The organism is Ktedonobacteraceae bacterium (assembly GCA_035653615.1).
GTDB lineage: Bacteria > Chloroflexota > Ktedonobacteria > Ktedonobacterales > Ktedonobacteraceae > DASRBN01.
This window is the reverse complement of sequence record DASRBN010000024.1, coordinates 16,176-42,068: the sequence shown is the minus strand read 5'-3', so window position 1 is coordinate 42,068 and position 25,893 is coordinate 16,176. Positions and strand designations below refer to the sequence as shown.

Annotated in this window: 26 protein-coding genes; 13 read left to right on the top strand and 13 right to left on the bottom strand. The window is 55.8% G+C overall.

Translation table 11 applies throughout. The features are described 5' to 3' along the window. Positions 1-8 precede the first annotated feature (8 nt). Entirely contained in the window at positions 9-947 is a 939-nt protein-coding gene (locus VFA09_12605) for a hypothetical protein (protein HZU68110.1), read from the top strand. Positions 948-1,149: 202 nt separating this feature from the next. Here VFA09_12605 and VFA09_12600 read toward each other — a convergent pair whose 3' ends face one another. Then, positions 1,150-2,037, bottom strand: coding sequence for an NAD(P)-dependent oxidoreductase (locus VFA09_12600; protein ID HZU68109.1), 888 nt, complete (start codon positions 2,035-2,037; stop codon positions 1,150-1,152). 261 nt (positions 2,038-2,298) lie between these two features. On the opposite strand from VFA09_12600, the gene VFA09_12595 reads away from it, so the two are divergent. Further along, complete coding sequence (locus VFA09_12595; protein ID HZU68108.1) at positions 2,299-3,462, top strand: permease; 1,164 nt, start codon at positions 2,299-2,301, stop codon at positions 3,460-3,462. A gap of 80 nt (positions 3,463-3,542) precedes the next feature. Further along, complete coding sequence (locus VFA09_12590) at positions 3,543-4,718, top strand: M48 family metallopeptidase (GenBank protein ID HZU68107.1); 1,176 nt, start codon at positions 3,543-3,545, stop codon at positions 4,716-4,718. Between the two features lie 8 nt (positions 4,719-4,726). On the opposite strand, the gene VFA09_12585 is transcribed toward VFA09_12590, so the two are convergent. Both VFA09_12585 and VFA09_12580 read right to left on the bottom strand, forming a co-directional pair. After that, on the bottom strand, positions 4,727-5,791 hold the full coding sequence (locus tag VFA09_12585) for an LLM class flavin-dependent oxidoreductase (GenBank protein HZU68106.1): 1,065 nt from the start codon (positions 5,789-5,791) through the stop codon (positions 4,727-4,729). A gap of 272 nt (positions 5,792-6,063) precedes the next feature. Further along, a complete protein-coding gene (locus VFA09_12580; GenBank protein ID HZU68105.1) occupies positions 6,064-7,311 on the bottom strand; it encodes a cation:proton antiporter in 1,248 nt (415 codons plus the stop codon). A 177-nt stretch (positions 7,312-7,488) separates the two neighbouring features. On the opposite strand from VFA09_12580, the gene VFA09_12575 reads away from it, so the two are divergent. Both VFA09_12575 and VFA09_12570 read left to right on the top strand, forming a co-directional pair. Continuing rightward, positions 7,489-8,394 (top strand): choline/ethanolamine kinase family protein, encoded by a 906-nt coding sequence (locus VFA09_12575; GenBank protein ID HZU68104.1) that lies wholly within the window; start codon positions 7,489-7,491, stop codon positions 8,392-8,394. Between the two features lie 25 nt (positions 8,395-8,419). Next, on the top strand, positions 8,420-10,858 hold the full coding sequence (locus VFA09_12570) for an FAD-dependent oxidoreductase (GenBank protein ID HZU68103.1): 2,439 nt from the start codon (positions 8,420-8,422) through the stop codon (positions 10,856-10,858). 83 nt (positions 10,859-10,941) lie between these two features. Here VFA09_12570 and VFA09_12565 read toward each other — a convergent pair whose 3' ends face one another. The 8 genes from VFA09_12565 to VFA09_12530 form a co-directional block, all read right to left on the bottom strand. After that, entirely contained in the window at positions 10,942-11,463 is a 522-nt protein-coding gene (locus VFA09_12565) for a hypothetical protein (protein ID HZU68102.1), read from the bottom strand. A gap of 215 nt (positions 11,464-11,678) precedes the next feature. After that, positions 11,679-12,296 carry an enoyl-CoA hydratase/isomerase family protein gene (locus VFA09_12560; protein HZU68101.1) on the bottom strand — a complete coding sequence of 206 codons (618 nt, stop codon included), beginning with the start codon at positions 12,294-12,296 and terminating at the stop codon, positions 11,679-11,681. A gap of 76 nt (positions 12,297-12,372) precedes the next feature. Continuing rightward, a complete protein-coding gene (locus VFA09_12555) occupies positions 12,373-13,173 on the bottom strand; it encodes an enoyl-CoA hydratase-related protein (GenBank protein ID HZU68100.1) in 801 nt (266 codons plus the stop codon). After that, the gene (locus VFA09_12550; protein ID HZU68099.1) at positions 13,170-13,385 is read right to left on the bottom strand and encodes a hypothetical protein; all 216 of its coding nucleotides are present in this window, start codon (positions 13,383-13,385) and stop codon (positions 13,170-13,172) included. The genes VFA09_12555 and VFA09_12550 overlap by 4 nt, the downstream gene beginning before the upstream one ends. 1 nt (position 13,386) lies before the next feature. After that, a complete protein-coding gene (locus tag VFA09_12545; GenBank protein HZU68098.1) occupies positions 13,387-14,163 on the bottom strand; it encodes a Phenylacetic acid catabolic protein in 777 nt (258 codons plus the stop codon). 230 nt (positions 14,164-14,393) lie between these two features. Next, on the bottom strand, positions 14,394-14,639 hold the full coding sequence (locus tag VFA09_12540) for a hypothetical protein (protein ID HZU68097.1): 246 nt from the start codon (positions 14,637-14,639) through the stop codon (positions 14,394-14,396). Further along, positions 14,636-14,989, bottom strand: coding sequence for a metal-sulfur cluster assembly factor (locus VFA09_12535; protein HZU68096.1), 354 nt, complete (start codon positions 14,987-14,989; stop codon positions 14,636-14,638). The genes VFA09_12540 and VFA09_12535 overlap by 4 nt, the downstream gene beginning before the upstream one ends. Before the next feature lie 3 nt (positions 14,990-14,992). Beyond that, on the bottom strand, positions 14,993-15,943 hold the full coding sequence (locus VFA09_12530; protein ID HZU68095.1) for a Phenylacetic acid catabolic protein: 951 nt from the start codon (positions 15,941-15,943) through the stop codon (positions 14,993-14,995). Between the two features lie 18 nt (positions 15,944-15,961). On the opposite strand from VFA09_12530, the gene VFA09_12525 reads away from it, so the two are divergent. Then, positions 15,962-16,540, top strand: a complete 579-nt coding sequence (locus VFA09_12525; GenBank protein HZU68094.1) for a glycosyltransferase family 87 protein — start codon at positions 15,962-15,964, stop codon at positions 16,538-16,540. Here VFA09_12525 and VFA09_12520 read toward each other — a convergent pair. After that, positions 16,519-17,520 (bottom strand): transglycosylase SLT domain-containing protein, encoded by a 1,002-nt coding sequence (locus tag VFA09_12520; protein HZU68093.1) that lies wholly within the window; start codon positions 17,518-17,520, stop codon positions 16,519-16,521. The genes VFA09_12525 and VFA09_12520 overlap by 22 nt on opposite strands. 273 nt (positions 17,521-17,793) lie before the next feature. Continuing rightward, positions 17,794-18,753, bottom strand: coding sequence for a threonine/serine dehydratase (locus VFA09_12515; GenBank protein ID HZU68092.1), 960 nt, complete (start codon positions 18,751-18,753; stop codon positions 17,794-17,796). 83 nt (positions 18,754-18,836) lie between these two features. Here VFA09_12515 and VFA09_12510 point away from each other — a divergent pair, with 83 nt between their 5' ends. The 7 genes from VFA09_12510 to VFA09_12480 all read left to right on the top strand — a co-directional run bounded on the left by VFA09_12510 (position 18,837) and on the right by VFA09_12480 (position 25,884). After that, a complete protein-coding gene (locus VFA09_12510) occupies positions 18,837-19,343 on the top strand; it encodes a DinB family protein (GenBank protein ID HZU68091.1) in 507 nt (168 codons plus the stop codon). Positions 19,344-19,425: 82 nt separating this feature from the next. After that, positions 19,426-20,832, top strand: a complete 1,407-nt coding sequence (locus VFA09_12505) for a DNA methyltransferase (GenBank protein ID HZU68090.1) — start codon at positions 19,426-19,428, stop codon at positions 20,830-20,832. Between the two features lie 87 nt (positions 20,833-20,919). Further along, positions 20,920-21,549, top strand: a complete 630-nt coding sequence (locus VFA09_12500) for a hypothetical protein (GenBank protein HZU68089.1) — start codon at positions 20,920-20,922, stop codon at positions 21,547-21,549. Then, complete coding sequence (locus VFA09_12495; protein ID HZU68088.1) at positions 21,546-21,932, top strand: hypothetical protein; 387 nt, start codon at positions 21,546-21,548, stop codon at positions 21,930-21,932. Before VFA09_12500 ends, VFA09_12495 begins: the two co-directional genes overlap by 4 nt. Beyond that, the gene (locus VFA09_12490) at positions 21,898-22,686 is read left to right on the top strand and encodes an ImmA/IrrE family metallo-endopeptidase (GenBank protein HZU68087.1); all 789 of its coding nucleotides are present in this window, start codon (positions 21,898-21,900) and stop codon (positions 22,684-22,686) included. The genes VFA09_12495 and VFA09_12490 overlap by 35 nt, the downstream gene beginning before the upstream one ends. Before the next feature lie 80 nt (positions 22,687-22,766). Beyond that, a complete protein-coding gene (locus tag VFA09_12485) occupies positions 22,767-24,005 on the top strand; it encodes a hypothetical protein (protein HZU68086.1) in 1,239 nt (412 codons plus the stop codon). A 16-nt stretch (positions 24,006-24,021) separates the two neighbouring features. After that, complete coding sequence (locus VFA09_12480; protein HZU68085.1) at positions 24,022-25,884, top strand: ATP-binding protein; 1,863 nt, start codon at positions 24,022-24,024, stop codon at positions 25,882-25,884. The last annotated feature ends 9 nt before the right edge of the window (positions 25,885-25,893 follow it).

The window sequence follows — 25,893 nt, the reverse complement described above, 5'->3', positions numbered from 1 at the left end:
GATAACAGATGAGGTTGCTACTCAGTTGTATTTCAACGAAACATTCGGTCCTCAAAAAGCATTGGACCGAAACAAGCTCGAATACTTCGTGCCCGCTCACCGTTTTAGGCAGTTATCAGAAGCCGGAAGAAGACCCTGGCGGGCTATTGTGCCTGATCGAGGACATGGGCTGCACGCAAAAAACGGTTGATCTGAAGCTGGCGGCGGGTATGGTTGATTCGGACAGGGGTGTTTTCGTCACCGCTTTTGGCAGCGTGCATGAAGTTGACTCCAACCTTGGCCTGCGCCAGAATGTAGTCAGTTTGCCGCAGTTCAACGCGCTGCACTCGATATCGCGCACGCGCCGTGGCTACCTGGTTGCCAGCACCGGCCTGGACCTGCTGCTTGAATTCAACCGCGATGGCGAGACGCTGTGGAGCTGGTGGGCGACCGACCACGGCTTCGAGTTCACACCCGGTGGTCGCCGCCGCAAGATCGATAAAAGCGCCGACCATCGCGCTATCCAGTATGGGACGTTGAGCCAGACCACGCACATCAATTCAGCCGCGGAACTGCCCGACGGCCGCTTCCTGGCCTCGCTTTTCCACCAGGGGATGGTGATTGCCATCGACCGCGAAACCGGCGAGTGGCAGACCATATTGGAGGGTCTGGACCATCCTCATGCCGTGCGCGTGCTGGACGAGAATCACTTTACCGTCGCGGATACGGTGCGGGGCCGTGCGCTGCTGGTCAACATCGACAAAGATGGCGGAAGAGTTATCCAGGAGATCAATTCCGGCACCACCTGGCTGCAAGATTGCCGCTACGATGTCGATCACAACTGCTGGATTCTGGTGGATGGCAAAAATTCCCGCGTCATGCTGCGCCGCGGCCCCGCAGGCGAGCGAGCGCTTGCTGCTTTCGATTTTGATCCCGAGTGGCGGCTGTTTGAGACGCACGTGCTGTAAGGGCATAGGATAACGGCAGGAATTTGACATGTGCAGGTCTTTCGAAATGGTGCGGATACCAGTAGGGGAGGGGGCGCTTGCTCCGCCCTGGGAATGCTGGGACTCGCTTTGAGCTCTTCCGAGCTGGGTCCCACCCCTACTGATCTGGACCGCTTGCTAAAAACCTACATGTGTAAGACCGCCTGGGAATGCTGGAAGGTAGCTACGATAAACCGGCATCTTCCGAAACCCCTAGCGCCAGGGCCGACCAATCCATCTCGCCTCGCCCCTTAGCGATGGAGGACATAAAGCGATCATGCAGGAGACTCCCAAATGGCATCGGCATCCGCGCTTCGTTGGCCGTTTGTAAAACGAGGCTGACATCCTTCAGGCCCAGCGACAGGTAGAAACCGGCCGGTGTATAACGCTTTTGCGCGATGGCTTTCCCATAATTGCGATAAATGGGGCTGTTGAAAATGGTCTGCCCAAACATCTCGATTACCTGAGAACGGTCGATACCATTCTTTTCGGCAAGCGTCAGGGCTTCGGCCATTGCTTCCATAGCAGCGGCAACCAGGAAATTGCCGGCCAGCTTCACCACGTTGGCGGCCCCGGGGTCTTCACCAAAGTCAAAGATGCCCTGCCCAAGCGCCTTCAGCACGGGCTGTGCTCGTTCCTTCGCTGCTTGCGGGCCGGAGATGTTGATCCACAATTGCTGGGCCGCTGCCGCTTCCGGCCTGCCAAAAACTGGCGCCGCGACATATATACTTCCGTGCTTAGCATGCAGCTCCGCGAGTTTTCGCGCTGTAGCAGGCGATATGGTACTCATTGAGAGATGGATGCCATTTGAACCCAGTCGTTCTAACAATCCGCTCTCCCCCAGCACAACCTGCTCTAAAGCAGCATCATTGGCGACCATTGTAATCACAATCCCACCCGGCTCCACGACTTCACCTGGCCGGGAAACCTGCCGCGCTCCTTGCGCAACCAGGGGCTCCGCTTTAGCCGGGTTGCGGTTATAGACACGCAGCTCAAAACCGGCCTTCAAGAGGTTGCGGGCCATGGGCTGACCCATGTTCCCTAATCCGATAAAACCAATCTGTTCGCTCATGCTTTAATCTCCTTCTTTATATTTCAGGCTCATCTTATGCTGCAAAAGCAATAACGACATTATACAATAGGAGTCTGAGATGCCAGCCATATCGTTCATTCGATAGTACCCTGAAATGCCGGATAGATGAGAAGTAAGTAACCTCTTGACAATATCTCCTACAATCTAAACATATACCCCTACCAGGGGGGTATGGGTCTTACGAAGATCATAATGTTGAGCAAAAACAAATTCGCGAGTCAATAATGAAATGGAGCCTCTATGCAGATACTCAACGGCATCATCCAGGCCCTATTTATGTCATTCAGCATGTTCTGGGAAATCTTATGGCCTTTAATTCTTGGCTTTACCCTCTCAGGTATTATCCAGGCGCTTGTTTCGCACCAGGCAATGGCTAAGACGCTTGGCTGCGACGGGCCGAAGTGCCTTACCTTTGCCACGTTGTTTGGCATTGCCTCAAGCTCCTGCTCCTATGCCGCCGTCGCCCTGGCGCGTTCCATCTTTCAAAAGGGGGCGAGTTTCACCGCGTCGATGGCATTCGAACTTGCCTCTACCAACCTTGTTATTGAGCTTGGCATCATTTTAATCGTATTAATGGGCTGGCAATTCGCGCTGGCGGAATTTATCGGCGGCATCCTCATGGTGATTCTTATCTCGATCATCTTCCGTTTGACCCTAAGACCACAGCTTGTGCAGGCAGCAAAGGCGCAAGCGGAGAAAAATCTGGTGGGTAGGATGGAGGGACATGCGACAATGGATATGAGCGTGTCCGGCGGCTCTTTTTTCTCAAAGTTGTTCAGCGGCAAGGGCTTTACCGCCGTGAGCAGCTATTTCGTCATGGATTGGGCCTCTGTGTGGGTGGATATTGTGATTGGGCTGCTGATTGCCGGTGCTTTAGCCGCCTGGGTGCCGGATTCTTTCTGGCGCGCGTTTTTCTTCTCCAACGATCCAACCATCGCGAAAATTGAAGGCCCGCTGGTTGGGCCGCTCGTCGCCATCATCAGCTTCGTCTGTTCCGTCGGCAACGTGCCGCTGGCGGCCGTTTTGTGGCGCGGCGGCATTAGTTTTGGTGGCGTGGTAAGCTTCATCTTCGCGGACTTGATCATCCTACCCATCCTGGACATTTATCGCAAATATTACGGCTGGAAGGTGATGGCCTATATTCTGGTCACGTTCTATGTGACGATGGCCGCTGCCGGATATGTTGTGGAGTTCCTTTTTGGAGCATTGGGCATCGTACCACAGAACCGCAATATTGTCGCGATCACCGAAGGGATACAATGGAACTACACAACGTTCTTGAACATCTTCTTTCTTATCCTGGCAGCTGTGCTGATCATCCGCTTTATTCGCAGCGGCGGCGTACCGATGCTGCGCATGATGAATCGACCAGGGCATGAGATGATGCATCATGAAATGAGTTAGAGATTCCTTTTCAGCGGCCCGGTTGTGGTAAAATGCAAACAAATCATGCTCTTCACATTTCATACCGGGAAAATACAATCATGGACATTCAAATAGAACAACACATCGAAATCGACGCGGGACGGCAACAAAAAGCCAAAGAATACGCGCGGATACGACGCCGTCTCTCGCTTGTGAATATGGCGATAGGTGCGGCAGGAGTTATCATTTTACTTGCCACCAACCTGAATAGCTGGCTGCGCGACCTGTTGCAGCCTTTAGGATGGCAGCCGGTTGCGGGCTGGTTCCCCTGGCAGGTGCTGGCCTACTTCCTGATCCTGATGCTGGGCTACGAGATACTTACTGCTCCCCTGGCATATTACAATGGCTTCGTTTTGCCACACCGTTACGGGCTTTCAACGATGAAGTTGAGCGGCTGGCTGGGCGATTTGCTCAAGGGATTGCTGCTCGGCTTAGTACTGGAAGGGCTGGCAATCGAGCTGGTCTACGTGCTGCTGGCTTTCCAGCCTGCTAGCTGGTGGTTATGGGTCGCTATCGTGATGCTGTTCTTCACAGTGATTATGGCAAATCTCGCGCCGGTACTGATTTTGCCCCTGTTCTACAAATTTACTCCCTTGCCTGAAGGCGACCTGTCGAAGCGCTTGCTGGCGCTGGCCGAACGCGCCCATACACGCGTGCGCGGCGTCTTCACCATGCATATGAGCAGCAAGACGACGGCCGCAAATGCCGCCTTGATGGGATTAGGCAACACGCGCCGTATCGTGATCGGCGATACAATGCTGGACCGCTATACGCCGGACGAGATCGAGGTTGTGCTGGCGCACGAATTAGGTCATCACGTGCATCGCGATATCTGGAAGCTCATTATCAGCCAATCGATATTGACATTGGGCGGCCTGTACATCGTGAATCTGATATTGCACTGGGCGGTCGATACCCGGCATTACTATCCCGCGCTGGCCGATGCTTCCACGATACCGCTGCTGCTGGCGCTGCTCGGCGCGTATGGCCTGATCATTATGCCGCTAGGAAACGCTATTAGCCGCTTAATTGAGTACCAGGCCGACGAGTATGCGCTGCAATCGACCGGTATGGTAGAGGCATTCAAGGGAGCAATGAAGCGCCTGGCCAACCAGAACCTGTCCGACGTCGAGCCATCGCCTATCATCGAATTCCTGTTCCACGACCATCCATCAGTAGGCAAACGTTTGAAGCACGCGGACGAGTTTGAAGCGCGTGGGAAGCGAGGCCGATAAATCGGCCCCTACCCCTTCAGCGCCTGCATTAGCCCCGCCAATTTCTCTCCCGCCTCATCCGGTGTGCCAGCGGGCATACTCAAAATTGGCTCATCCACGCCTGCTGCCACCCATACATCCAGTTTGGTGACAATCTCCCGCGGGGTGCCAACAATAGAGGTGGCGTCCAGCAGGTTGTCAGGAACGGCAGCTATGGCGCTTTTCATGCCCTGCTCCCAGGCCTTTTGAACGGTTTCGACCTCGGCTCCAAAACCGTTGCGCGCCAGCATTTGCGCGTAATAGACGCCCATCCTGCCGATATAGTAGGCCAGAGGTGAGGCAACGATAGTACGAGCCGTCGCGCGCTCATTTTCATCAGCTTGCTCGCTCATGATCACAGTAGTGATATATGGGGCAATGGCGGCGCTGTGCGGTGGCCGGCCCGCGATACGCGCTCCCTCGTCAAGCTGGGCGCGCAAGGCGCCCCATTTGCTCGCGGGCCAGTAGACGGGCAGGACGCCATCGGCAATCTCGCCCGACTGCACCACATTTTTCGGCCCCATGGCCGCGATATAAATAGGAATGTTCGTGCGCGGAGGCGTGAAACGCAGCTTGAAACCGCGCTCAAGATTGAAGATTTCGCCATGGTAGACCAGTTTTTCGCCGCGCAGGATCATGCGAATGATCTCCACATATTCGCGCGTGCGTTGCACCGGCTTCTGGAATGGCACGCCATGCCAGTGTTCGATCACATTGGCTCCCGATGGGCCGAGTCCAAGGATCATGCGACCGCCGGAACGCTCGTCCAGTGTGGCAATCGTGCTGGCGATCAGCGCGGGCGTGCGTGAGTAAATATTGGCGATACCGGCCCCGATTTTGATGCGTTTCGTAACACGCACCAGGTCGGCCATCGAGGTAAAGAGTTCGTAGCCCCAGGACTCGCCGAGCCAGATCGAATCGTAGCCCAGTTCATCGGCAATACGCACCTTTTCCATCACCGAATTCCAATCTGCCGGAAAATTCGGAGAATCGGCCGTCAGCCCGATGCGATTGCTATAGGCTCGTGCGTTGGAAGATGCTGAGTCTGTCGTCATGTTTTTGAAATATCCTTCCGTGGTAGGTATGAGTATCGCGGCAACTTTGTTTATGAGAATTGTTCGCACCTGCGCCGGGTGGCAATACATCATGGAAAATTGAGATGACTTTATCCTCCAGATCAAAGCAGCTTGCGCAAGTCATCCACAGTTAGTGCCAAGTATATCACAACCAGGATAGGATGATCTTTTTTTAAGCCTGAAAGCCTGAATGAGCCTGTTGACAGGATGTAGGAAACTCCACTACATCCGCGGCTTCATCTAATCAATCATTATTTCGACACCGAAGGCAGCCCTTTCAAAACGAAGCGCAAGGTGAAACCCTGCACCAGCAAGGTGAATAACACGACGGCATACGTCGAGGTTACCAGGATATCGTATGAGGGTATATTTAAGGGCAATGCCAGCACCAGGGCCAGCGATAGAGCGCCCCGCAGGCCGCTCCAGAAGATGACGACGCGCCACGAGGTGGGCAGAAAGCTCCACAAGGTCTCAGGAATGAGCGGTTGTGTTACCGATGGCAGCATCAAGACGACGATCAGGCGCGATAGCAAGACTGCCACAACCGTTATACCCGCCGTGACGAGCAATGGCAGCAATGATGTACTTGAAAGAAACCTTGTGGGATTGAGTTCGGCGCCTACCAGCAGGAAGACCAGCGCATTCGCAATAAAAGCGATCACGCTCCAGAAATTATCGACCGCCTCTATCGTGCGCTCCGCCATGCCGGTACGCCGCCCATAACTGCCCAACAATAGAGCGGCAAAAATAACTGCCAGGATACCTGAAGTATGCAGCGTATCGGCCAGCAGGTAGATTCCATAGGCAGTCACAATGGTAATTGTCGTCTCTATCAGCGGTTCATCGATCAACCTCACCAGCCGGCTCACGATAAATCCACCGGCCAGGCCGATAAGCGTGCCACCACCGGCTTCGAGCAGGAACAGCAAGAAGCTGTTGAGCCAGGGCTGGAAGCCTGCCAGCGACTGACCTTGCATTGAAAGCAGGATGAGCGCGAGAAAGATCGAGTAGAGCGCCCCGGCAACTCCATCGTTCAAAAGGCTCTCTCCCTCGATGATCGACGAGAGGTTCGCGTCAACTTTCGACTGGCGCAGCAATCCCAATACAGCAACGGGATCGGTCGGCGAAAGAATGGCGCCCAGCAAAAGGGCCGTTAACCAATTGATGCCACCGAAAAAGTGCAGCGGTAGCGCTATCAAGATTACAGAAATCAGCAGTCCAGGACCTACCAGTAAGAAGATATGGAACCAGTTCTGGCGCAGGTGTTTTGTTTCTATCGACCAGGAACCCTCGAAAAGGAGCGCAGGAAGGAAAACGAACAGTACCAGGTCTGGCATCAGGTGAACACCTGGGAAAAAACCAGAGAGACTGGCAGCCAGTCCCACGACTACAAGCCCGAGCGTATAAGGAATGCGCAATCTTCTCGTCACCAGTATCACAATTAAGGCGATGAGCAAGAGCAGTTCCAGTAAGCGCACAATTGAACTGATATTCGTCATAAGACTCCTTGAGCCATGGGAAGTACGGTTCCAGCTATATCATATGGAGAAATTATGGACAATCCAGCCGCTTGACGCAACCTCATGCAGCGTGTAATCTCATGATATCGTAACAAAAACCGGATTTGGGTTGTCAAAATTTACCAGGTTTGATTCGCCTTTCCAGGAAAGGACTGTATGGATTCACGCCTTAAGCGCATTATAAGCCAGGTGCCGGGCTGGAATGCTTCAGATATCCAGGTAACTCCGCTGCCGGGCGGCATCACGAACCAGAATTATCGCGTGGATACCGGCGGTGAAACGTTTGTGCTGCGCATCGGTGGCAAAGGGACGCACCTGCTTGGCATCGACCGCGAGCGTGAGAGCGTCTCTACGGCGATTGCTGCTTCACTTGGTGTCGGAGCGCCAGTAGTTCATTTTCTCGCGTCTGAAGAGGTGCTGGTAACACGCTTCATTGATGGCGATGTCCTGACGCCGGAAGCCGCGGCCCGACCCCCGGTGCTGCGTCGCATCGTCGATGCCATGAAACGCTACCATGCCGGGCCTGCTTTCCCTGGCACGTTCTCGCCTTTCGAGACCGTGCGTAACTACCATAAGCTGGCGCTCGAATATGGCGTCTCGTTTCCAGACATGCTGCCCCAGGTTTTCGCGTTGATGGCACGCATTGAACAGGCGCCAGGGAGCACCTTTGAGCCGAAGCCATGCCATAATGACCTGCTGGCCAGCAATTTTATCGATGATGGGCAGCGTATCTGGATACTCGATTGGGAATACGCGGCGATGGGGGATATGTTCTTCGACCTGGGCAACTTTTCCGTCAACCAGTCGTTGAACGAGGAACAATGCGAGCTACTGCTGCGCTCATACTTTGGTGAAGTGCGTCCCGTGGACCTGGCTCATCTGCACCTCATGCGCCTCGCTTCGGATTTGCGCGAATCGTTCTGGGGATTTTTGCAACTGGGCATTTCCGAGCTGGACTTTGATTACAAAGCATACGCCTATCATCACCTCAACCGTTTCCTGCATAACGTCGAAACGTCGCCGTTTGAAGAATGGCTGCGCGATGTAGGAGATGGAGATTGACATATTCATCACAGGAGACTTCTTTATGCACGAGCAGGCCAGCGTAGTCATTATTGGCAGCGGCATCGCGGGTTCGAGTATTGCGTATCACCTCACGGAACTGGGATGGCGTGACATCGTTGTGCTTGAACAGGGGCCGCTGATTGGTGGCACCACTTCGCACGCGCCAGGGCTTGTGGGTCAACTGCGCTCTTCCGTCAGCCTGACAAAAATGCTGGTCTATAGCGTTTCGCTTTACAAGCAACTCGCGGTCGATGGCAATCCCGGTTATTTCTCGGTGGGCAGCCTGCGCCTGGCATCCTCTAAAGAACGTATGGAAGAACTCCGACGACAGGTCGGATTCGCGAAAAGTGTTGGCCTGGAAGCCGAGTTGATTAGTCCGGGTGAAGCGAAAAGATTGTTTCCACTGATGAGTCTGGAAGGAGTCGAGGGCGCTCTTTATCTTCCTAGCGATGGCTCCGCGAAGGCGCCTGTGCTGGCCCAGGCGATGGCGAATATTGCCCGGCAGCGTGGAGCTAGCTTCTACGCGGATACCCGCGTGACCGGAATCGAGGTAGTGAATGGGCGCGTGCAGGCCGTTCAGACTTCGCGCGGTCGCGTTCGCAGCGAGATTGTGGTGATTGCCGCCGGCATCTGGTCGCCGCGCATCGGACGCATGGCCGGCATCGCCATTCCGCTTATTCCCATGCAGCACCAGTACGTCATGACCGCTCCGCTGCCCGAACTGGCCGGAGACACTACCATCCCCAATTTGCGCGACCCCGACAAACTGGTCTATTTCCGGCAGGACGGGCAGAGTCTGGTACTGGGCGGCTACGAACGCAATCCGGCAGCGCTCGCTGTCGATGCCATTCCCGGTACTCCCAATCCGACCATCCTCGAGTTCGACCCACCGCGTTTCGCCAGCTTGATGAAGGGCTGTGTCGAGCGCATTCCTGCTTTAAAGCATGTGGAACTGGCGAGGCGAGTAAACGGCCTGGAATCGTTTACGCCGGATGGAGAATTTATTCTCGGCGAGTCGCCAGAAGTGCGCGGTTTGTGGGCGGCCTGTGGTTTTTGCGCGCATGGCGTTTCGGGGGCCGGGGGAGTCGGCAAGATGATTGCCGGGTGGATTGTTGATAGCGAGCCGGGCCTTGATCTCTGGCACATGGATTGGCGTCGTTTTGGAGCCTATACCGCCAGCCGCCGCTACATCGCGACCCGCGTTCGCGAGGTGTACAGCACCTATTACGATATCAGCTATCCCGCCCAGGAACGCGGCAGCGCGCGCAAGCTGCGTCTCAGTCCTGTCTACAACCGGCTTGAGGAATTGGGCGCGGTCTTTGGCGAGAAAGTCGGTTGGGAACGGCCCAACTGGTTCGCGCCCAACGAACGCCTTGCTGAAGGCGAGAACTGGCCCGTGCCCTATGGGTGGGCCGCTCGCTACTGGTCGCCTGCTATTGGCGCGGAACACGTGGCAACACGCGAGCGTGTCGCGCTATTCGACGAGACCTCTTTCAGCAAAATAGAGGTAATCGGCCCCGGATCGCTGGCCTTCCTGCAATATATTACCGGTAACCAGGTGGATCAGCCGGTGGGAGCCATCACCTACACCTCGATGCTGAACAAACACGGCGGCATAGAGTGCGATCTGACCGTCACGCGCCTGGCTCCTGACCGTTTCCAGATCATTACCGGCACCGCTTTTGGCAACCACGATCTCGCCTGGATTCGCAGCCAGATGCCTGCTGATGGCTCGGTATATGTCAACGATATTACTTCCAGCCGCTGCTGCATTGGCGTGTGGGGACCGCGAGCGCGCGACCTGATTCAGCAGGTCAGTGAAGACGATTTCTCCAATGAAGGCTTTCCCTATCTGACGGCCCGGCAGGTGGCGATAGGCGATATTCCGGCCCTGGCTCTGCGCGTTACCTACGTGGGCGAACTCGGCTGGGAAATCTACGCTCCTATGGAATATGGCCTCAAACTCTGGGATACGCTCTGGGAGGCCGGGCAACCATTGGGCATCGTCGCGGCGGGCTACCGCGCCATCGAATCGCTGCGCCTGGAGAAGGGCTATCGCTACTGGAGCACCGATATTCATTCGGAATACAACCCTTATGAGGCGGGGCTTGGTTTCGCCGTCAAGCTGGCGAAAGGCGATTTCCTCGGCAGAGCGGCTTTAGAACGCATCAAGGCGCAGGGTGTGACACGCAAGCTGTGCTGCCTGGTGCTTGACGATCCCAGAGCCGTGGCCCTGGGAGGCGAGCCATTTTTAGAGGTCGATGGAGAGCGGGTGCTGGGACGCGTGACGAGCGCCGGCTATGGCTATACTATCAGGGAAAGTATCGCCTATGGCTATTTGCCCGTCGAGTACGCGTCGGCGGGAACCAGGGTAGAAGTGCAGTTGTTCGGAGTGAGATACGGGGCAACGGTGATGAAAGAGCCGTTGTATGACCCGAAAAACGCGAAGATCAAGGCCTGAGCAAGTTCAGGAAGAATACGAAGCGGCCTGACAGCGCGTTCGCCACCAGGCCGCTTCGTATTGTCCCCAAAGCCGGATGAGTCTTACTTCACATCTATTGTAAATGGCACCTGCATCACGTATTGCGGGCAGGCCTGGCCTTTCTTACAGATGGCCCTGCCGGCGAATATTAATTGGGCAGTGCCGGCGTTCTGAGCGGTGAATTGCCAGACGCAGACCTTGCTGGCCGACTGTGCGTATCCGGCGGGCTGTTGCAGCGTCAAATTGCTCGGTACAGTGGCCGGGCCTTGCCACATCTGCCCGAACGGCAGATCGACTTCGATGATATCGGCAACATGCGCGGTCACCGTGGAATTCATATCCTTGAGATTTACTGTGACATTGGGTTTTGGCTTAGAACTCACGGTGGCGCTGCTGGGGCATCCATCAGCTGTGCCGCCCGTGCCACTGGCGGTAGGGGTTGGCGTTGGCGAGCTCCCGCTTGAGCCGGACCCTGATCCCGCCCCTGCCGTGGCGCCACAGGCCGAGAGGATGAACGTCATTACTATGACGAGCGAAACAACCATAAGCAACGATTTCCGTTTCGATATCTGCAATGTACGCATTAGAGTAACTCCTTACCTCGCTATCGTCCTTATTTCCAGGTGTATTTGCGTTTGACCTTTTCAGGTTTGGGTGCTTCCGGTCGCTCATAAGAGCGGCAGGCGCCAGGTCCTTTTCTCAATCCGTTGAGTGATTGAAACTACTTTCTGAACGTTTGCCAGGAGAGAAAAGTTCCCGCTCGCATTCTTGCGGTTGCCCTGGCTCCTGTTTCTACAAACTATGAACGTACCAGCCCGTTCATGTTCGGGGTTGCCAGCATGGTAAGGAGTTCTTCAGCATCGGGAAGGAAGCGGCGCGAGGAGAGGACTTGATGGGCAAGGCCAAGGCGCAATGCCTCGTCAGCAGAAAGGGTCTCGCCCGTCAGCATCAGGCGCATTGTGGCAACGCGACCGATCAATGAGGGGAAATAGGCGGCAGCCACCGGTGGAAAGACGCCAAGTTTGATCTCCGGCAGGCCGAAAGTCGCGTCTTCGCGGGCAATCACGGTATCACATAGAGCGGCTAATTCGCAACCCCCGCCGAGCGCGTGACCTTTTACCAGCGCCACGGTAGGAATATGTTGCGCACGCAATTCTTCAAAGGCCGCGCAATTATCGTACACGGCGCGCAGCATCTCTTTTTCGCGCCCGTACAGGTGATCGTGTATATCAACCCCGGCGCAGAAAGCACGCTCGCCCGCCCCCGTGATGACGATTAACCCCGGCGCGTTCTTGATGGCCTGCCGCATGGCCGCCGTCAGGTGATCCAGCATCTCGATAGAGAGAATGTTGAGCGGGGGCCGGTCAAGAATCAGCCAGAGTATGTTGTTGTGACGACGAATATGCAAGTCGGGCATACATACTACCTACTGGTATTTTGTGATCGACGCTTATCACGCTCCTCAGGGTCATGATAAGCGTCGATCAGCAAAACTACTTACCCGCGAACTTCCCCTGGCGTTTCCCGGTATAGGCCGCGAGACCCTCTTTGGCATCCTCGCTCTGGAAGCAGAGCTGTTGCAACTCGCGCTCGATGGCCAGGGCTTCGGAAAGCGAAACCTCGGCTCCGGATTGCACGGATCGCTTGATGCGACCGACGGTCTTCGATGCTTTATTGGGTGGGCAGAAGCCGCGCGCGTACTCCATGACTTTGTCCCAGTAGCCCTCGGAATCGTAGATGTAGTTGATGAGGCCGAGTTCCTGGGCTTCCTCAAAGCTGATCAGCTTGCCCTCGGTCATCATTTCGATGGCCTTGTTCTTGGGCAGGGCGCGTGCCAGGCGCTGCGTGCCACCGGTGCCGGGAAGCACACCAAGATTGATCTCCGGCAGGCCAACCTTTCCGGCATCGCGGCGCGCGATGCGAATATCGCAGGCCAGCGCGATCTCCAGGCCGCCGCCAACCGTATGCCCGTTGAGCGCGGCGATGACCAGCTTGGGCGTCTGCTCCAGCCGCAGCAACGTCTCGTTGGCGTGCAGGCAGAAATAGTATTTGAAGGTTGGGGATACTGAGTTCAGCATGGAGATTTCAGCGCCGGCGCAGAAGAACTTTTCGCCTGCCCCGCGCAGCAACAATACATGCACATTTTCATCAAAACGCGCCTGCAAAATAGCCTCGTCCAGCTGGCGCATCATCTCGTAGCTGTAGGTGTTGGCGGGCGGGTTCGTCAACTCGATAATGGCAATGCCATCGGTTACCGTATAATTGACCAGCGTTCGTTCAGTTGTTGTTGTCATGATCGCTCTTCCTTTCCTCTTGCATAGGCGTCCAGGATGTCATCATCCTTGATACATTCAAAAGGGGTATGACACGTGTTACAATAATATTGTACAGTCAGCAATTGCTGGCCGAACAGCGAGAATAGCTCGGTATCAGTTGAGCCGCAAAAAGGGCAGACTACCACGGCCTTTTTCGCAGCCCCATCCAGGTTGTTTGTATTATATCCCATCTCAACTCACCTTCGCGGTATCCTGCGCGGGCAGCCGCCTGCTTGTAGCATCCCATTCCTGCCAGGGTAGTGGCCGGTTGGGTTCCCAGCGTTTGGTTGTCGCGTCGAAGGAAACGGGTACGTCCATTTCCAGGCCGCTTAACGTGGGCATGATCTTTTGCAGGTAGCGACTGCGCAACTCATCGGGGGTCGCGTCGATAATCCCCTCATGGTAGAGTTGCTGCATATTGGGATCGTCGTTGGGGCCGAACCAGCACAGCGTCTCATCCCACAGGCGCGCGAGCGAGTTGGCGAGCGCCGCCCGTACAGCGCCCCCGGTTTTCGCCAGGCGGCGCACCCAGCCCTCGGCGTGCATCTGGTGCAGGCGCTCTTCCTGCACGATTTTACGCGAACGCTGGCGTAGCGGCTCGTATGTCGAGTTCTCGGCGGACTCAAAGAACGTTGTGAGCGCGTTATCCAGCAGGAAGTTGGTGGCGACGAAGTCGGCCCAGCCCGAGAAGTCGTGGTCGAGATAGGCAAGGTGGTAGTTGAGCGTGCGCGTCATTGGCTCGATCTGGGCGGGATCGGCTTCGGCCTGCTTGAAGTCTTCGAGCAGTGGATAGAGCGTGCGCGCGTGCCCCAATTCGTCCTGTGTCATGGCGGCGGCGGCGACGGCAGCTTCCAATGCCGGAGCGCCGTTGCACCAGTAGGCATAGCGCCGCCCGATGGCCTGTTTGTTGTCGGCCAGGGATGATAGGATGGCGAATAGCGCCGCGTTGTCTATGCGTGTGTTGGACATATGTTTTTGTTCCTTTTGGCCGATAATGGGTTTTTACAATCAAGATCGGTAATCCGAGATGCCTGGCCATGTCATTCTGAGCGAGAGCGAAGAATCTCTGCCTCGTCGCACCCGGATTCTTCGCTCTCGCTCAGAATGACACGACCAGCAGTTGCTTCCCGATTGTGCCTCGTCGCACCCGGATTCTTCGCTCTCGCTCAGAATGACATGGCTGAGGCCCTTACAATCGATCACGATTCGATCACGGTAACAATGCAATTGCGCGGTACAAGCACCATCTCGATCCAGCTGAACTCGTCGTAAATACTGCGCGCGTAGACTTTGGCCAGTTCTACGTCATCGGCCATTACGTTGCCGATTTCGTGCAGTGGCTCATCGTATTTGCGGCGCGCGTAGACTTGCCAGACCTGTGTTTCGTTTAATGCCTGGCGCCTGGTCGCCGGAGATGGCGCCGTTTCGGTCGTTGTTGTATTCATGTCGCAATCCCCCACGTTCTCAGGATATCTATTCCCTCTTCGCTGAGTCGCGCCTTGGTCCAGACGGGGTCCCAGACGGTCTCGATACGCACTTCACGCACGCCCGGTTCGCGCAGCAGGCGCGTGCGAATATCGTCCATAATGAAGTCCATCGCCGGGCATCCCATTGCTGTAAAGGTCAGCTTAAGGGCAACAATGCCGTCTTGCTGCTTTATATCGACAATCAGGCCCATATCGACCACGCTGATGGGGATCTCCGGGTCCTCTACATCGCGTAGCGCGTCCCACAGGGCGGGACATGACGTATCGTTTTGCGGGTGGGTTTCAAGTGATGGATACGTAGTCGCCATGATTCAATCCTGCTCCAACAGGCGCAGCATCTCGCGTTTGCCGCGCTGCACCATGCCGACAAATTCCTCGTTCTTGGGGCCGCGCGCCTTCCAGCGTTTCATCACGTCGTCCCAGGTGCAGGGACCATCTTCGAGCAGCCAGTGCTTGGCCTTCGCATCGAAATGTGCCGGGAACGGACAATCGATGACATATTTTTTCTGCTCTTCGTCGTAGTGCGCGGGAACCTTCAGTTGCAGTTCGTTGCACAGCGGTACGGCGGTAGACATCCAGATCTGGCGCAATTCGTCGTTGCTATGGCCCTTGAAGCCGTAATCGAGTTGCTCACTATGCTTCTTGAGGTCGTCGGGCAGGCCGAACCATTCGACGGTCAGCAGGAACATCCAGTCCACAGCCTTTTGCAGCTCCTCGTGTCCGGCGCGGTCCTGGTTGATCCTGCGCATGCCCTGCTCGCCATGGCGCAGGTGGAACGTCTCTTCCTTGTCTACCTTCACCAGCGCGCGCTTCCAGGGGCCAAAAGTGGTACTTTGATAGACATCGCCGAGCAGGGTATAGCCGGCGCGGTCGTAGAAGGCGTTGGCGACGACCAGTTCCACCCAGCTATCCAGCGGAACGTCAAATGCATATGGGTACTTGAAATTACGGGGGTCGCGCTCAAAGATCAATGCTTCGGTGTCCACCCCTAGATCGCGCATTAACCGGTAGGCGATGTGCGCGTGTCCCAATTCATCCTGTATAATTGAGACGGCGGTACCAAAGGTGTTAAGGGATGGGGCATGCACGGCGGCGTGGTAATATGCGGGTGCGCTGATCAATTCCGTATCGGCGGAGACGGTAAGAATGCGCTTCATTCCTTCCAGGTAGACAGGACTCATCTGGTCGATGGACTCGATCAACTGCTGCTTGTGGATGCGATTCAGTACGTCCTCTTCGCTGCGTAGGGCGGTCGTAGTCATGGTGACGCTCCTTTTGAGATGCACATCGGTGACTCTCATATCTCCATATGGATATATCAAATTGTATGGTATAGCAAGGAGGATTGTCAAGTTGAAAGCTTCCGCAATACGCCTACCAAATATCCGCCAGGAGCCGAGCTATTTTTTGTGGTGGGATACTTGCTTTCCTCAACCAACCTGTTGGGGCTAAAAGCGTTGTTCGTTCTATGTGACATGGTAACCTGCGGGGCGCTGGCATGGCTGCTTGCAAAGAAAGGGCTGGATGCACGGCGGGTCGTTATCTATGCATGGTGCCCGCTTCCGATTGTTGAATTCGCCATTGAGGGCCATCTTGATGTACTGGTTATTCTATTTACGGTGCTGGTGGCGTTGAGCGCGACCATCTTTGGCACGGATGGACGCAAAGGGCAGGTCCTGACCGGATTTTTGATTGGTATGGCAACACTGACAAAAATCTATCCCATCCTGTTACTCGTTGTCTTCTTTCGCGGGCGCAATTGGATTTTGCTTCTCACCTGCTTTGGAACTATCTTCCTGGGCTATATCCCTTTCAATAATCTTGACGCACTACTGATTCATATCCCCATGATGACATAGATATAATTTTGTGTCTGCGCGGGCAGGCAGCTCATCCAGTTCGAGCCGCAGTTCTGAACGGCCCATTGAACGGTGCCTGAACCTGCATTGTAGGCGGCCAGGGCCATGGCGTAATTGCCGCCATATCGATGGTCATAACCGGCCATTACGTTGGCGGCAGCGCGCAATGCCTGGATAGGATCCCAGGGATCGATACCGAGTCCCCTGGCTGTCGCAGGCATGAACTGGGCGATGCCCTCGGCCCCGGAGGGGGAATAGGCGTTGGGATTAAAACCGCTCTCCTGGTTGATCTGCCGCACAAAATAATCGGGGGAGATGCCCGCGTTTATCGCGTCCTGTTGCGCGATGGCAATATACTGGCTCTTCGGCAATTGCATCTGAGGGGGAGCTTGTATCTGAGGAGGATTATCTTGAGCAACAGGCGGCGTGTTGTCGTGAGAAATAATCTGCCAGTTCGCCACCTGCGATTGCACCCAGATTCCGAAGCGGATCAGCGGTGGAGTCGCGCCCTGACCGGAAGCCAGGGGAGTCAATGACAGCAGCGTGGTGACCAGGATAACTCCCATCACGGCCAGGATGATGCCATTGCGGAGCCGCGAATTCTTACGTTTTGCCGGCGCATCAGTCGCATTGGACACCCTGCTTTTCATTGTGCCAGGGATAATCACGATGCGCTTTTGAGCGGCTTTATCAGCCGGCATCGTGGCCTTCAAAGCGCTCGTAAGAGATATTGGGCCGGTTGACGGGGCTGTATCTGAAACAGGTTTGAGATCTTCGGTAGTGCGAGTACCGGTTTCTGCAACTTGTCCTGGGAACAAATTCAGTAGGGGCGGGAGAGGAGCAGTGGTGGGGGTGGAACCCTTGTGGTCGCCCTCATCCCATCTAATGGTAGTGATAGGGGTGGGACCTTTGAAGTCGCTCTCTCTGGGACTAACGGTCGGGTAAGCTGGAATGTTTTCTTCCTCTGGCTTTTCTATCAAGCCAACTCCATTTGTTTCCGGAAATGGTGCAAATGGGCGGAATTGCGGCATATCCTACCTCTTACTAGTCTTGTCTACTACAGTTTTCGTCATAGCTTTCTGATGACTCTACAGGAATAGACTGTGGTTCGTCAAATTTTGGAACAGTAAGGGGTGAAAAATAGTACCAAAATCCCAAAAACTCAACCATTTCTTAACCACGGTTGTGCTTTTGGGATGTGGTGCAAAGCTGGATGGAGGGCGACCTATAGGGACAGCGGCCTGTCCCTGTCCCTACAGCACTCCCAGGGCTTTCCTCAGGTGTTCCAGCGAGGTGTTGCCACCGGAACAGACCAGGCCGATTTTTTTGCCTTGCAGTTCTTCGCGCAGCTTGTAGGCGGCTGCCAGAGACGCGGCTCCCGCGCCTTCGGCTAGCGTGTGCGCCCGCTCGATCATCCAGACCATTGCCTGCATGATCTCATTTTCTGTCACCAGCAAGAATTCGTGCAGCAATTGCTGCATGATCTGCTGGGGTAGCTCAAAAGGTGTGCCCGTTGCCAGGCCCTCGGCCAATGTGCGATTGGGCGCATTCACCAGGCGGCGCTGCCGCCACGATTCGTAGGCCGCCGGAGATGCTTCCGATTGCACGCCTATCACGCGAATGGCCGGATTGATGGCCTGTGCCGCGATACAGGCTCCGGCAGCGCCACTACCACCGCCGATGGGTACGATGATTACCTCTAATTCCGGCTCATCTTCCAGCATCTCCAGCACTTCCGTGGCAACACCGGCAATCAGCATCGGTTCGTCGCCGGAGTGAATGTAGCGATAGCCATATTCCCGCGCCAGCGCCTCGCAATGCTGTTTGGCCTCGTCGAAAGTCGCGCCGTAGAAGATGACTTCGGCTCCCATGCCCTGCATCGCGGCCACCTTGCCGGGATTCGCCTTTTCGGGCACGACAATACGCGCCTGGACATCGAATAGCCGCGCGGCATAGGCAACCGATTGCCCGTGGTTGCCGGTAGAGGCCGCGATCACGCCTCGTTCGCGCTCTTCGGGCGTCAGTTGCGAGATGAGGTTGATTCCACCGCGCACCTTGAATGCTCCGACCGGTTGATAGTTCTCATGCTTGATATAGACCCCGGCGTTGAGCAGGGCATTCATGGCCGGGTAGCTGTGCAAGGGTGTGCGCGGCAAATAGGGGCGAATGCGGCGTTGCGCCAGCAGGACATCAGTAAAGGTGGGAATATACATCGTGGAAACTCCTTTGCGGTTGTTGTTTGCCGATTTCTATAGCATAATGGAAGAAAACAACCTGTAAGTAAAGGGGCAAAGACATGACTACATCACCAGCCAATCCACAGGTAGAGGCCATTCGCCTCAGCGTGCAGCATTCCTACGACGAACTCAATCGGCTTATTGACGGCCCACTGGCCCAATTAGACTCGACAAAACTCTATCAAGCGCCGGCGGAAAACGAATGGTCGATCATGCAAAACCTGGCGCATATTGTTGAATTCATGCCCTACTGGGCCAACGAGATCGAGAAGCTGGTAGCCCATCCAGGGCAGAATTTTGGGCGCACGATGCAACACGAGGGCCGCCTGCGCGCCATCGAAGAGCATAGCCACGATAGCCTGCAACAGATCAAAACCCTGTTGCCCCCCGCCTATGCGCGCCTGCAAGAAGTATTGGACAATTTGAAGGATAGCGACCTGCAATTGACGGGTGTGCATGTGCGCTATGGCGAGAAATCCCTCGACTGGTTCATCGAGGAATTTGTGACCGGGCATCTGATTGCCCACCTGGAGCAGATGCGGGCAGATATGGCGGCGGTGGGGTAAGCAGAAACTCATCCGCTGTCAATTGATATCTTGCCAATGCGCCTGAGCTTTTGTACACTATGCATAAAAAAGGGGTGAGTGCATGGCTATGGCGCAAAAAGTGTATCTTACCGGAGAGAGCTATCCCTTATTTGACAATCAAGAAGATCCCTCAGAAGAAGACTGGTCTTTCGCGCATTTGACGCGCGAGGAGACCTTGTGGGGGCCGCATGGCTATCATCGCTATCCCGCCAAATTCATTCCGCAACTCGTGCGACGGCTCATCGAAGCCTATTCTGCTCCTGGCGAGCTTGTCGGCGACCCGTTTGTTGGTTCAGGGACGACCGGAATCGAGGCCCTGCGCGCTGGCAGGCGTTTCTGGGGCGCGGATATCAACGCGGTTGCCCTGCTCATCAGCCGCGCTAAATGTCGCCCGCTTGTTCCTTCTAACCTTTTGACGGCCTGGACAGCGCTTGAGGCTCAGCTTGACGGGGTTCCTCGCATTGGCAGGCGGCATTTGACAGATTCTGAAATCGAGGCGATCAAGGCTATTGATAGCGCTCATGCCAGCGCAGAAGAACGCCTCACCTACTGGTTTCCATTGCCGTATCGCGAGAGCCTCGCGGCTATTCTGCAACGCATTCTTTTGTATAGCGAGGGCGACGCGCGCGCGTTCTTCCTGTGCGGCTTTTCCAATATTTTGCGGCGCTGTTCCACCTGGCTCAGTGGCAGCACCAAGGCACAGAAAGATGTTCATAAAGTGCTGGGCGACCCCGCCGATGAGTTTCGCAGGCAGGTACGCGATATGCTGAAGCGCAATCGCCTCTACTGGCAGGATATCGAGCAACGCGGACTCGACCCGGTTGCAATAGGAGATCGCTGCCGTATTGCGCATGAAGATGTGCGGCAACTTAGCTTGCCTGATGCCTCGCTTGACCTGCTTGTTACCAGCCCGCCCTATGCTACCTGCTACGAATACAAAGAGATTCACCAGCTCACGCAGCTCTGGTTCGAGCGATATGGTATTGTTCCTGCTGGAGAGGAAGCATGGATTGGCTCGAAAGGCGTTTCTCATCGCGCGTCGTCGAAACAGTTTACCTTGCTGCAAACCGGTTCGACCAGTGTCGATGCGGCGCTGGCCGAACTGTCACTGCTGGCAAGCGGATCGTTGACGCAGACGGTGCATCGCGAGGTGCGCGCCCTGCAACACTATTTTCAAGATATGTCTCTTGCCATGGGCGAGATGGCGCGGGTCACTATTCCTGGCAAGTACCTGGTGCTGGTTGTTGGCGATTCTTATCGCCGTGGTATTACTATTCCGACCGCGCAGGGACTCTGTGAGATGGCCGCCCAGGTTGGACTGGACCTGGAACGCAGGATTGTACGCAAGGTGCCTGCGCGCGTGCTGGTGAGTACGCGCGATAAAAAGTCCGGGCGTTTCTCCTCGACCGCGCAAAGCGATGTGCGCGCCTATCCCGAAGAGTATGTGCTGGTGTTCAAGAAAAGATGAAATTTTTCGTCGTTTTGTCCAAAGCCGGCTCTGCTATGGGAACAACATATAGCAGAATAATCATAGCGACAAGGAGTCACTAGTAACATGAAAGCAACAGCACAAGAATATGACTTTCACCAACGAATTCTCGCCAGGGATGACCCGGTTGCCTTTGCGCAGCTTGCCGAGGCATTCTATGCTTCACTCGTGCAGGATGTAGGCAGGCGCGCGGGCAGCTATGCGGATTCCGCGCTTGTTGAAGAGGCCGTCGGCCAGGCGCTACTGGATTATCATGATAAGCCGGAAAGCTATGATCCGGCGCGTGCCGGTTTGCATAGTTACCTGGTTATGGCCGCCTATCGTGATTTCCTCAATGCGCGGGCCAAAGAACATCGTACCACAAAGCGCCAGGTATCCATCTTCGATCCCAGTTTTCAAGAGCAGGACATTGCCGGTAGCCTGGGAATCGCGGATATGGTAGAGGGGCTGTTGGAGGCGGAAGCGCTTATGCAGATCATCAGCCAGGCATTTCCCGATGCCATCGAACGTCGAATCGTGACCCTGCTCATGAATGGGATTCGCTCGCCAGAGCCATATGCTCGCGCATTGGGACTCAGTGACCAGCCCGAAGATGAGCGTCTCAAACAGGTTCAACTGGCAAAAAATCGCATCACGAAGCGATTACGCCGCCACGTCAAACAAGAGCTTCAACGTACAGGAGGGAAACTTTCATGAATTCCAAACATCCATCTCTCGAGCGCCTGGCATTGCTTGCACAAGGACGCCCCAATTTGCTGGCCGGGCCGCTTGCTCTCTATTCAGAGCAGGAGGGGCTGGATGATCAGCAGCTCGCGGCTAAGTTGGGATGCGATATTGAGGCGCTGCCAAAGCTGGCTCTCTGCGAGCGCCCGCGACCGGCTCCTCATTTTCGCCAGGACGTTGAGCGCATCGCCAGCTATATTGGTGCCGATGCGATACAACTGGCGCTGCTGATCCGCGCTGCCGAGTCGCGAGAGGCGCTCAGTTCCAGGCAGAATGCTACGCTGCCAGCATTGCTGGCCGCGCGCGATTATGAAGATGACAATGAAGAAGATGAGGCCGGGCCAGGTGATGAATAGCGCTTTTCTCATCGAGAATACGGCGCAGGAATTCTGGGCGCTCGCGGGAGAAGCGCCCGGCTATCCCTGCGATATCAAAATGGCGATCACGCTGACGATGCCGCTTGAGCTATACGGTGTTCCCGGATTGCGCGTTGCCGATGTGCTGGAATGGACACAGAAAGTGGGCATTGCCTATTCCATGCCAGGGCATAATCGCCGCCTGCACGGGTGCCTGCTGGCCGATAGAGATAAAGGGACTATTTTTTACGATGCCGGCGACTCCGAAGATGAGCAGCGTTTCACCCTGGCGCACGAACTGGCGCATTTCTTGCTCGATTACCAGGCTCCGCGCCGGCGGGCGGTCATGATTCTTGGGCCTTCCATTCTGCCCGTGTTGAATGGCGACCGCCCGCCCACGATATCGGAACGCGTCCACGCCGTTCTCAGCAATGTTTCGCTGGGCACAATGAGTCATTTCATGGAGCGGCCAGACGATGGCCTGCCGGAGTCGATTGTACTTGATGTCGAGAATCGCGCCGACCGTCTTGCCCTGGAATTGCTCGCGCCCGCCTCATCCTTGCAGGAGATGATGGGTACGCCGGCAGCTCCGCGTGGTTTTAACAGGCGGCTGTCCTTTTTAACGCAGCAGTTACTGGGCACATATGGTTTACCGGCGGCGATTGCGGATGCTTATGCCCGTTATATCCTTGCACAACTAGGAGAATCGGGTGTGCATGACTGGCTTTTTGCAACAGGGGATGAAATTTTCTAATATTTGTGTCAAAATAAACACAGGAGTCGGGAATGTAGTATAGAGAGAGCATGGGGTAGGGTAAGAAGAAGAAGATTGCGATGCAAAACGACCAGGCAGCTGACAAACATCCGCCGGATGATGCCGGTCAGGATCATGCCCTGGCAATGAGAGGCGACGAGTTCCAGGCGGCCTTCGGGGAATCGGTGGATCAAACGCTCGATATCGATACCTGGCGACTGGGAGAAGATCTCGCGGATATGTACGCGAAACTCGAGCGCGAGGTCGCGGACGCGGTAAAGCAGGGTGGAAGAATTCGCGAACGAATCCGCTCGGAGCTGTTCCCGAAGGCCTTCAAACATCCACAGGCGCCTGAAAATGCCGGGTGTTACAAGGTCGATGTATCAACCATCGAGCAGATTCACCGTGGGCTACTCTTCAATGGCGGCGTCGAGGCGTGCGATGGGACGAGTACGATTCACGATACGCTGCCGATTACGCTGGCGCAGATAGGCGTTTCGCTTGTCTCGTACCAGGGGGACGCGGGTACCTGGTTGCATCGCCTGTATCGCCGCGACCTGCGTATGGGCGGCGTTGATCCGATTAATGAAGCCATCGCTTTGCTCGAACAGCGCAGGAAGCGCGACAGCACCGACGCGACACAAAGCACGCGCGACCGGCTCAGCGATTTCACCCAGCGCGGCATCATGATTTACGCGGAACGCGCTATCCTGCTGCATAAATCGCAGGCGGTATGGCGTATGGGCCACGGACATCCTGTGCCTTATGAATTGCTGACCGGAGGAGGGCTGGTCATCAACAAACAGATGCCGCTGCTGGAATACAGTATGAAGATGTGGCGCGGACTGCTGATGGAGCATAAACGCTGGGTGTTTGTGGTAAGCGCGCCCGCTGATCGTGTCTGGCTTACGCTGGGCGATGCGCTCGACCCGCTTGAATTCGCGCTGGTCGACACGCCGCTGCAATCGATGCGCGATATCGCGAGCGGGAACCTGCCCGTGCAGACAGGGCTGAAGGCGCGTGTGCGGGAGTTCGTGGAGGAACTGGGGCCGCAAATCGTGATCGGCGTGTACAGGGCATCGGCCCAGGCGCCGGTGCGCATGTTTTACGCGCATCGCGATTGCGCGCACCTGGCGGCCCTGATTGTAATGGCCGATAGCGTGCTGCAAGAACATCGCGGCTTTCCAATGCTGATCGACCTGGCGGATATGATCTGCCGCTCCACCTTTGGCGCAGGTACATTTCAAAGCATGATCCAGCAGGCCTATGCCGAGGCCGGCGAGCCATTCCGCTACCTTGGAGAGCGCGAGACGAGATAAGAAGGAGGCACTCCTCATGATGGATAACCACAATTCCGGCACCAGGATGCACCTGCCGCTTCCTGATGAAGTATTTGAGCAACTGCGCGCGGATAGCGCAGAGGCCGGTGGGGCATACAATGAACCGCCCGAATACAGCACCGCGATAGGGCGCACGATGTTCGACCTGCCATCAAGCGAGGATAACACCATCACTATTCTATTGCCGAGGGATGATATTCCCAAGGCGCCCTCGCAGGCGTTGATACGCATTCGCAGCGTTACCGATAAACGCACGTACCTGGGCATCGTCGTCAAGGGGCCATTTGCCGAGCCGGATGGGCTGCGTGGTGACGCGCCGATCATGATTACAACGGCGGTGCGTGGGGGTATCTTCATGCCGCGCTATCATGGTCGCGTGCAGGTTGAGCTGCTTGGTGAGGAGCTGGATGGCGTATTGATTCCGCCGCGACTACGCCCATTGCCCAATAGCCCCGTCTTCGTGCTGGATATGGACGAGACATCGCGCACGCTGCGACTGGACGGTGACATACCGCTTGGTGTGCCGGTTGGCTACGAGCAGATCACAGCCGCCATTCCCTCTGATAAGAAATCGGTCTTGCCGCGCCACCTCGGCATCCTGGGAACGACCGGCGGCGGCAAATCGACCACCGTTTCCTCGCTCGTCAGCAGCTTCCAGCAGGCCGGAATCGCTACGATTCTGATCGATACCGAGGGCGAATATACCGAGATTTACCAACCGACGCAGGATCATACCATGCTCACCGCGCTTGAGAAGCGTGGAAAAGCGCCGCGTGGCGTGCAGAATGTAGCCGTTTATCACCTGATCGGACGCGAAACGACCTGCCCGGACAAAAATCGCATAACAGCGTTCTCGCTGCAATTTTCCCGGCTCTCGCCCTACCTGGTGATGGGAATGCTCGAATTGAACGAGGCCCAGCAGCAGCGCTATCAAAAAGCCTATGATATCGCAAAGCGTATCCTGTGGACGCTGCGAATATTCCCATCCAATGACGCTGAAAAGCAGCGCGTGTACGAAGTAGACGAGATGGAGACGGGCTATCCGCGCATGAAGATCGAGCATATGTACGATGTGGTACGCGCCTGCGCGGAAATCGCTGCCGGTGATAAGAAATCGGCAGATTCGGGCGGGCCTGAATTTCGTTTTCAGAGTGCGGATTTCCAGCGTTACAAAGACCAGGTGAATACGGTCCTTAAAAAAGAGACGGCCACGGGGATTGACCACGCGTCGAGCTGGCGCGTTGTGCAGGGAAAGATAGGCCAGATCATGCGCCTGAAGATTTTTGACAATGACAGGGCGCAGGCGCTCAACTATAGAGACCTCACGAAACCAGGCAAAGTAAGTATTATCGACCTGAGCGATACGGATATGCCGGTAGTCAACAACCTGGTGATCGCCGAGTTCCTGCGCGGCCTGCTCGAGGCCCAGGATGAAAACTATGTCGAGGCCGAAAAAAACGAGGGCAAGGCTCTGCCGCGCACGATGGTGATTATCGAGGAAGCGCACGAATTTCTTTCACGGGAGCGCATCGCGCAGATGCCCGTTCTCTACCAGCAGGTCGCGCGTATTGCCCGGCGCGGTCGCAAACGCTGGCTTGGCCTCGCCTTCGTCACGCAGTTGCCGCAGCACCTGCCCGACGAGGTGCTTGGATTGATCAACAATTACATCCTGCACAAGATCAGCGATGCCAACGTCATCAGCCGCCTGAAACGCTCGCTCGGCGTCGTCGATGATTCGCTCTGGATGCGGCTTCCCAACCTGGCGCCCGGCCAGGCCATCGTCGCCATGAGCAGCTTCGCCCGCCCCTTGCTGCTCAATATCGATCCAACACCATGCAAGCTGCGCATGGTGGAGTGATAAGCAGAA

Coding starts and splice junctions, on each gene's coding strand:
- VFA09_12605 (HZU68110.1), top strand. CDS start 9: ATGAGGTTGCTACTCAGTTGTATTTCAACGAAACATTCGGTCCTCAAA.
- VFA09_12600 (HZU68109.1), bottom strand. CDS start 2,037: ATGAGCGAACAGATTGGTTTTATCGGATTAGGGAACATGGGTCAGCCC.
- VFA09_12595 (HZU68108.1), top strand. CDS start 2,299: ATGCAGATACTCAACGGCATCATCCAGGCCCTATTTATGTCATTCAGC.
- VFA09_12590 (HZU68107.1), top strand. CDS start 3,543: ATGGACATTCAAATAGAACAACACATCGAAATCGACGCGGGACGGCAA.
- VFA09_12585 (HZU68106.1), bottom strand. CDS start 5,791: ATGACGACAGACTCAGCATCTTCCAACGCACGAGCCTATAGCAATCGC.
- VFA09_12580 (HZU68105.1), bottom strand. CDS start 7,311: ATGACGAATATCAGTTCAATTGTGCGCTTACTGGAACTGCTCTTGCTC.
- VFA09_12575 (HZU68104.1), top strand. CDS start 7,489: ATGGATTCACGCCTTAAGCGCATTATAAGCCAGGTGCCGGGCTGGAAT.
- VFA09_12570 (HZU68103.1), top strand. CDS start 8,420: ATGCACGAGCAGGCCAGCGTAGTCATTATTGGCAGCGGCATCGCGGGT.
- VFA09_12565 (HZU68102.1), bottom strand. CDS start 11,463: ATGCGTACATTGCAGATATCGAAACGGAAATCGTTGCTTATGGTTGTT.
- VFA09_12560 (HZU68101.1), bottom strand. CDS start 12,296: ATGCCCGACTTGCATATTCGTCGTCACAACAACATACTCTGGCTGATT.
- VFA09_12555 (HZU68100.1), bottom strand. CDS start 13,173: ATGACAACAACAACTGAACGAACGCTGGTCAATTATACGGTAACCGAT.
- VFA09_12550 (HZU68099.1), bottom strand. CDS start 13,385: ATGGGATATAATACAAACAACCTGGATGGGGCTGCGAAAAAGGCCGTG.
- VFA09_12545 (HZU68098.1), bottom strand. CDS start 14,163: ATGTCCAACACACGCATAGACAACGCGGCGCTATTCGCCATCCTATCA.
- VFA09_12540 (HZU68097.1), bottom strand. CDS start 14,639: ATGAATACAACAACGACCGAAACGGCGCCATCTCCGGCGACCAGGCGC.
- VFA09_12535 (HZU68096.1), bottom strand. CDS start 14,989: ATGGCGACTACGTATCCATCACTTGAAACCCACCCGCAAAACGATACG.
- VFA09_12530 (HZU68095.1), bottom strand. CDS start 15,943: ATGACTACGACCGCCCTACGCAGCGAAGAGGACGTACTGAATCGCATC.
- VFA09_12525 (HZU68094.1), top strand. CDS start 15,962: ATGCACATCGGTGACTCTCATATCTCCATATGGATATATCAAATTGTA.
- VFA09_12515 (HZU68092.1), bottom strand. CDS start 18,753: ATGTATATTCCCACCTTTACTGATGTCCTGCTGGCGCAACGCCGCATT.
- VFA09_12510 (HZU68091.1), top strand. CDS start 18,837: ATGACTACATCACCAGCCAATCCACAGGTAGAGGCCATTCGCCTCAGC.
- VFA09_12505 (HZU68090.1), top strand. CDS start 19,426: ATGGCTATGGCGCAAAAAGTGTATCTTACCGGAGAGAGCTATCCCTTA.
- VFA09_12500 (HZU68089.1), top strand. CDS start 20,920: ATGAAAGCAACAGCACAAGAATATGACTTTCACCAACGAATTCTCGCC.
- VFA09_12495 (HZU68088.1), top strand. CDS start 21,546: ATGAATTCCAAACATCCATCTCTCGAGCGCCTGGCATTGCTTGCACAA.
- VFA09_12490 (HZU68087.1), top strand. CDS start 21,898: ATGAAGAAGATGAGGCCGGGCCAGGTGATGAATAGCGCTTTTCTCATC.
- VFA09_12485 (HZU68086.1), top strand. CDS start 22,767: ATGCAAAACGACCAGGCAGCTGACAAACATCCGCCGGATGATGCCGGT.
- VFA09_12480 (HZU68085.1), top strand. CDS start 24,022: ATGATGGATAACCACAATTCCGGCACCAGGATGCACCTGCCGCTTCCT.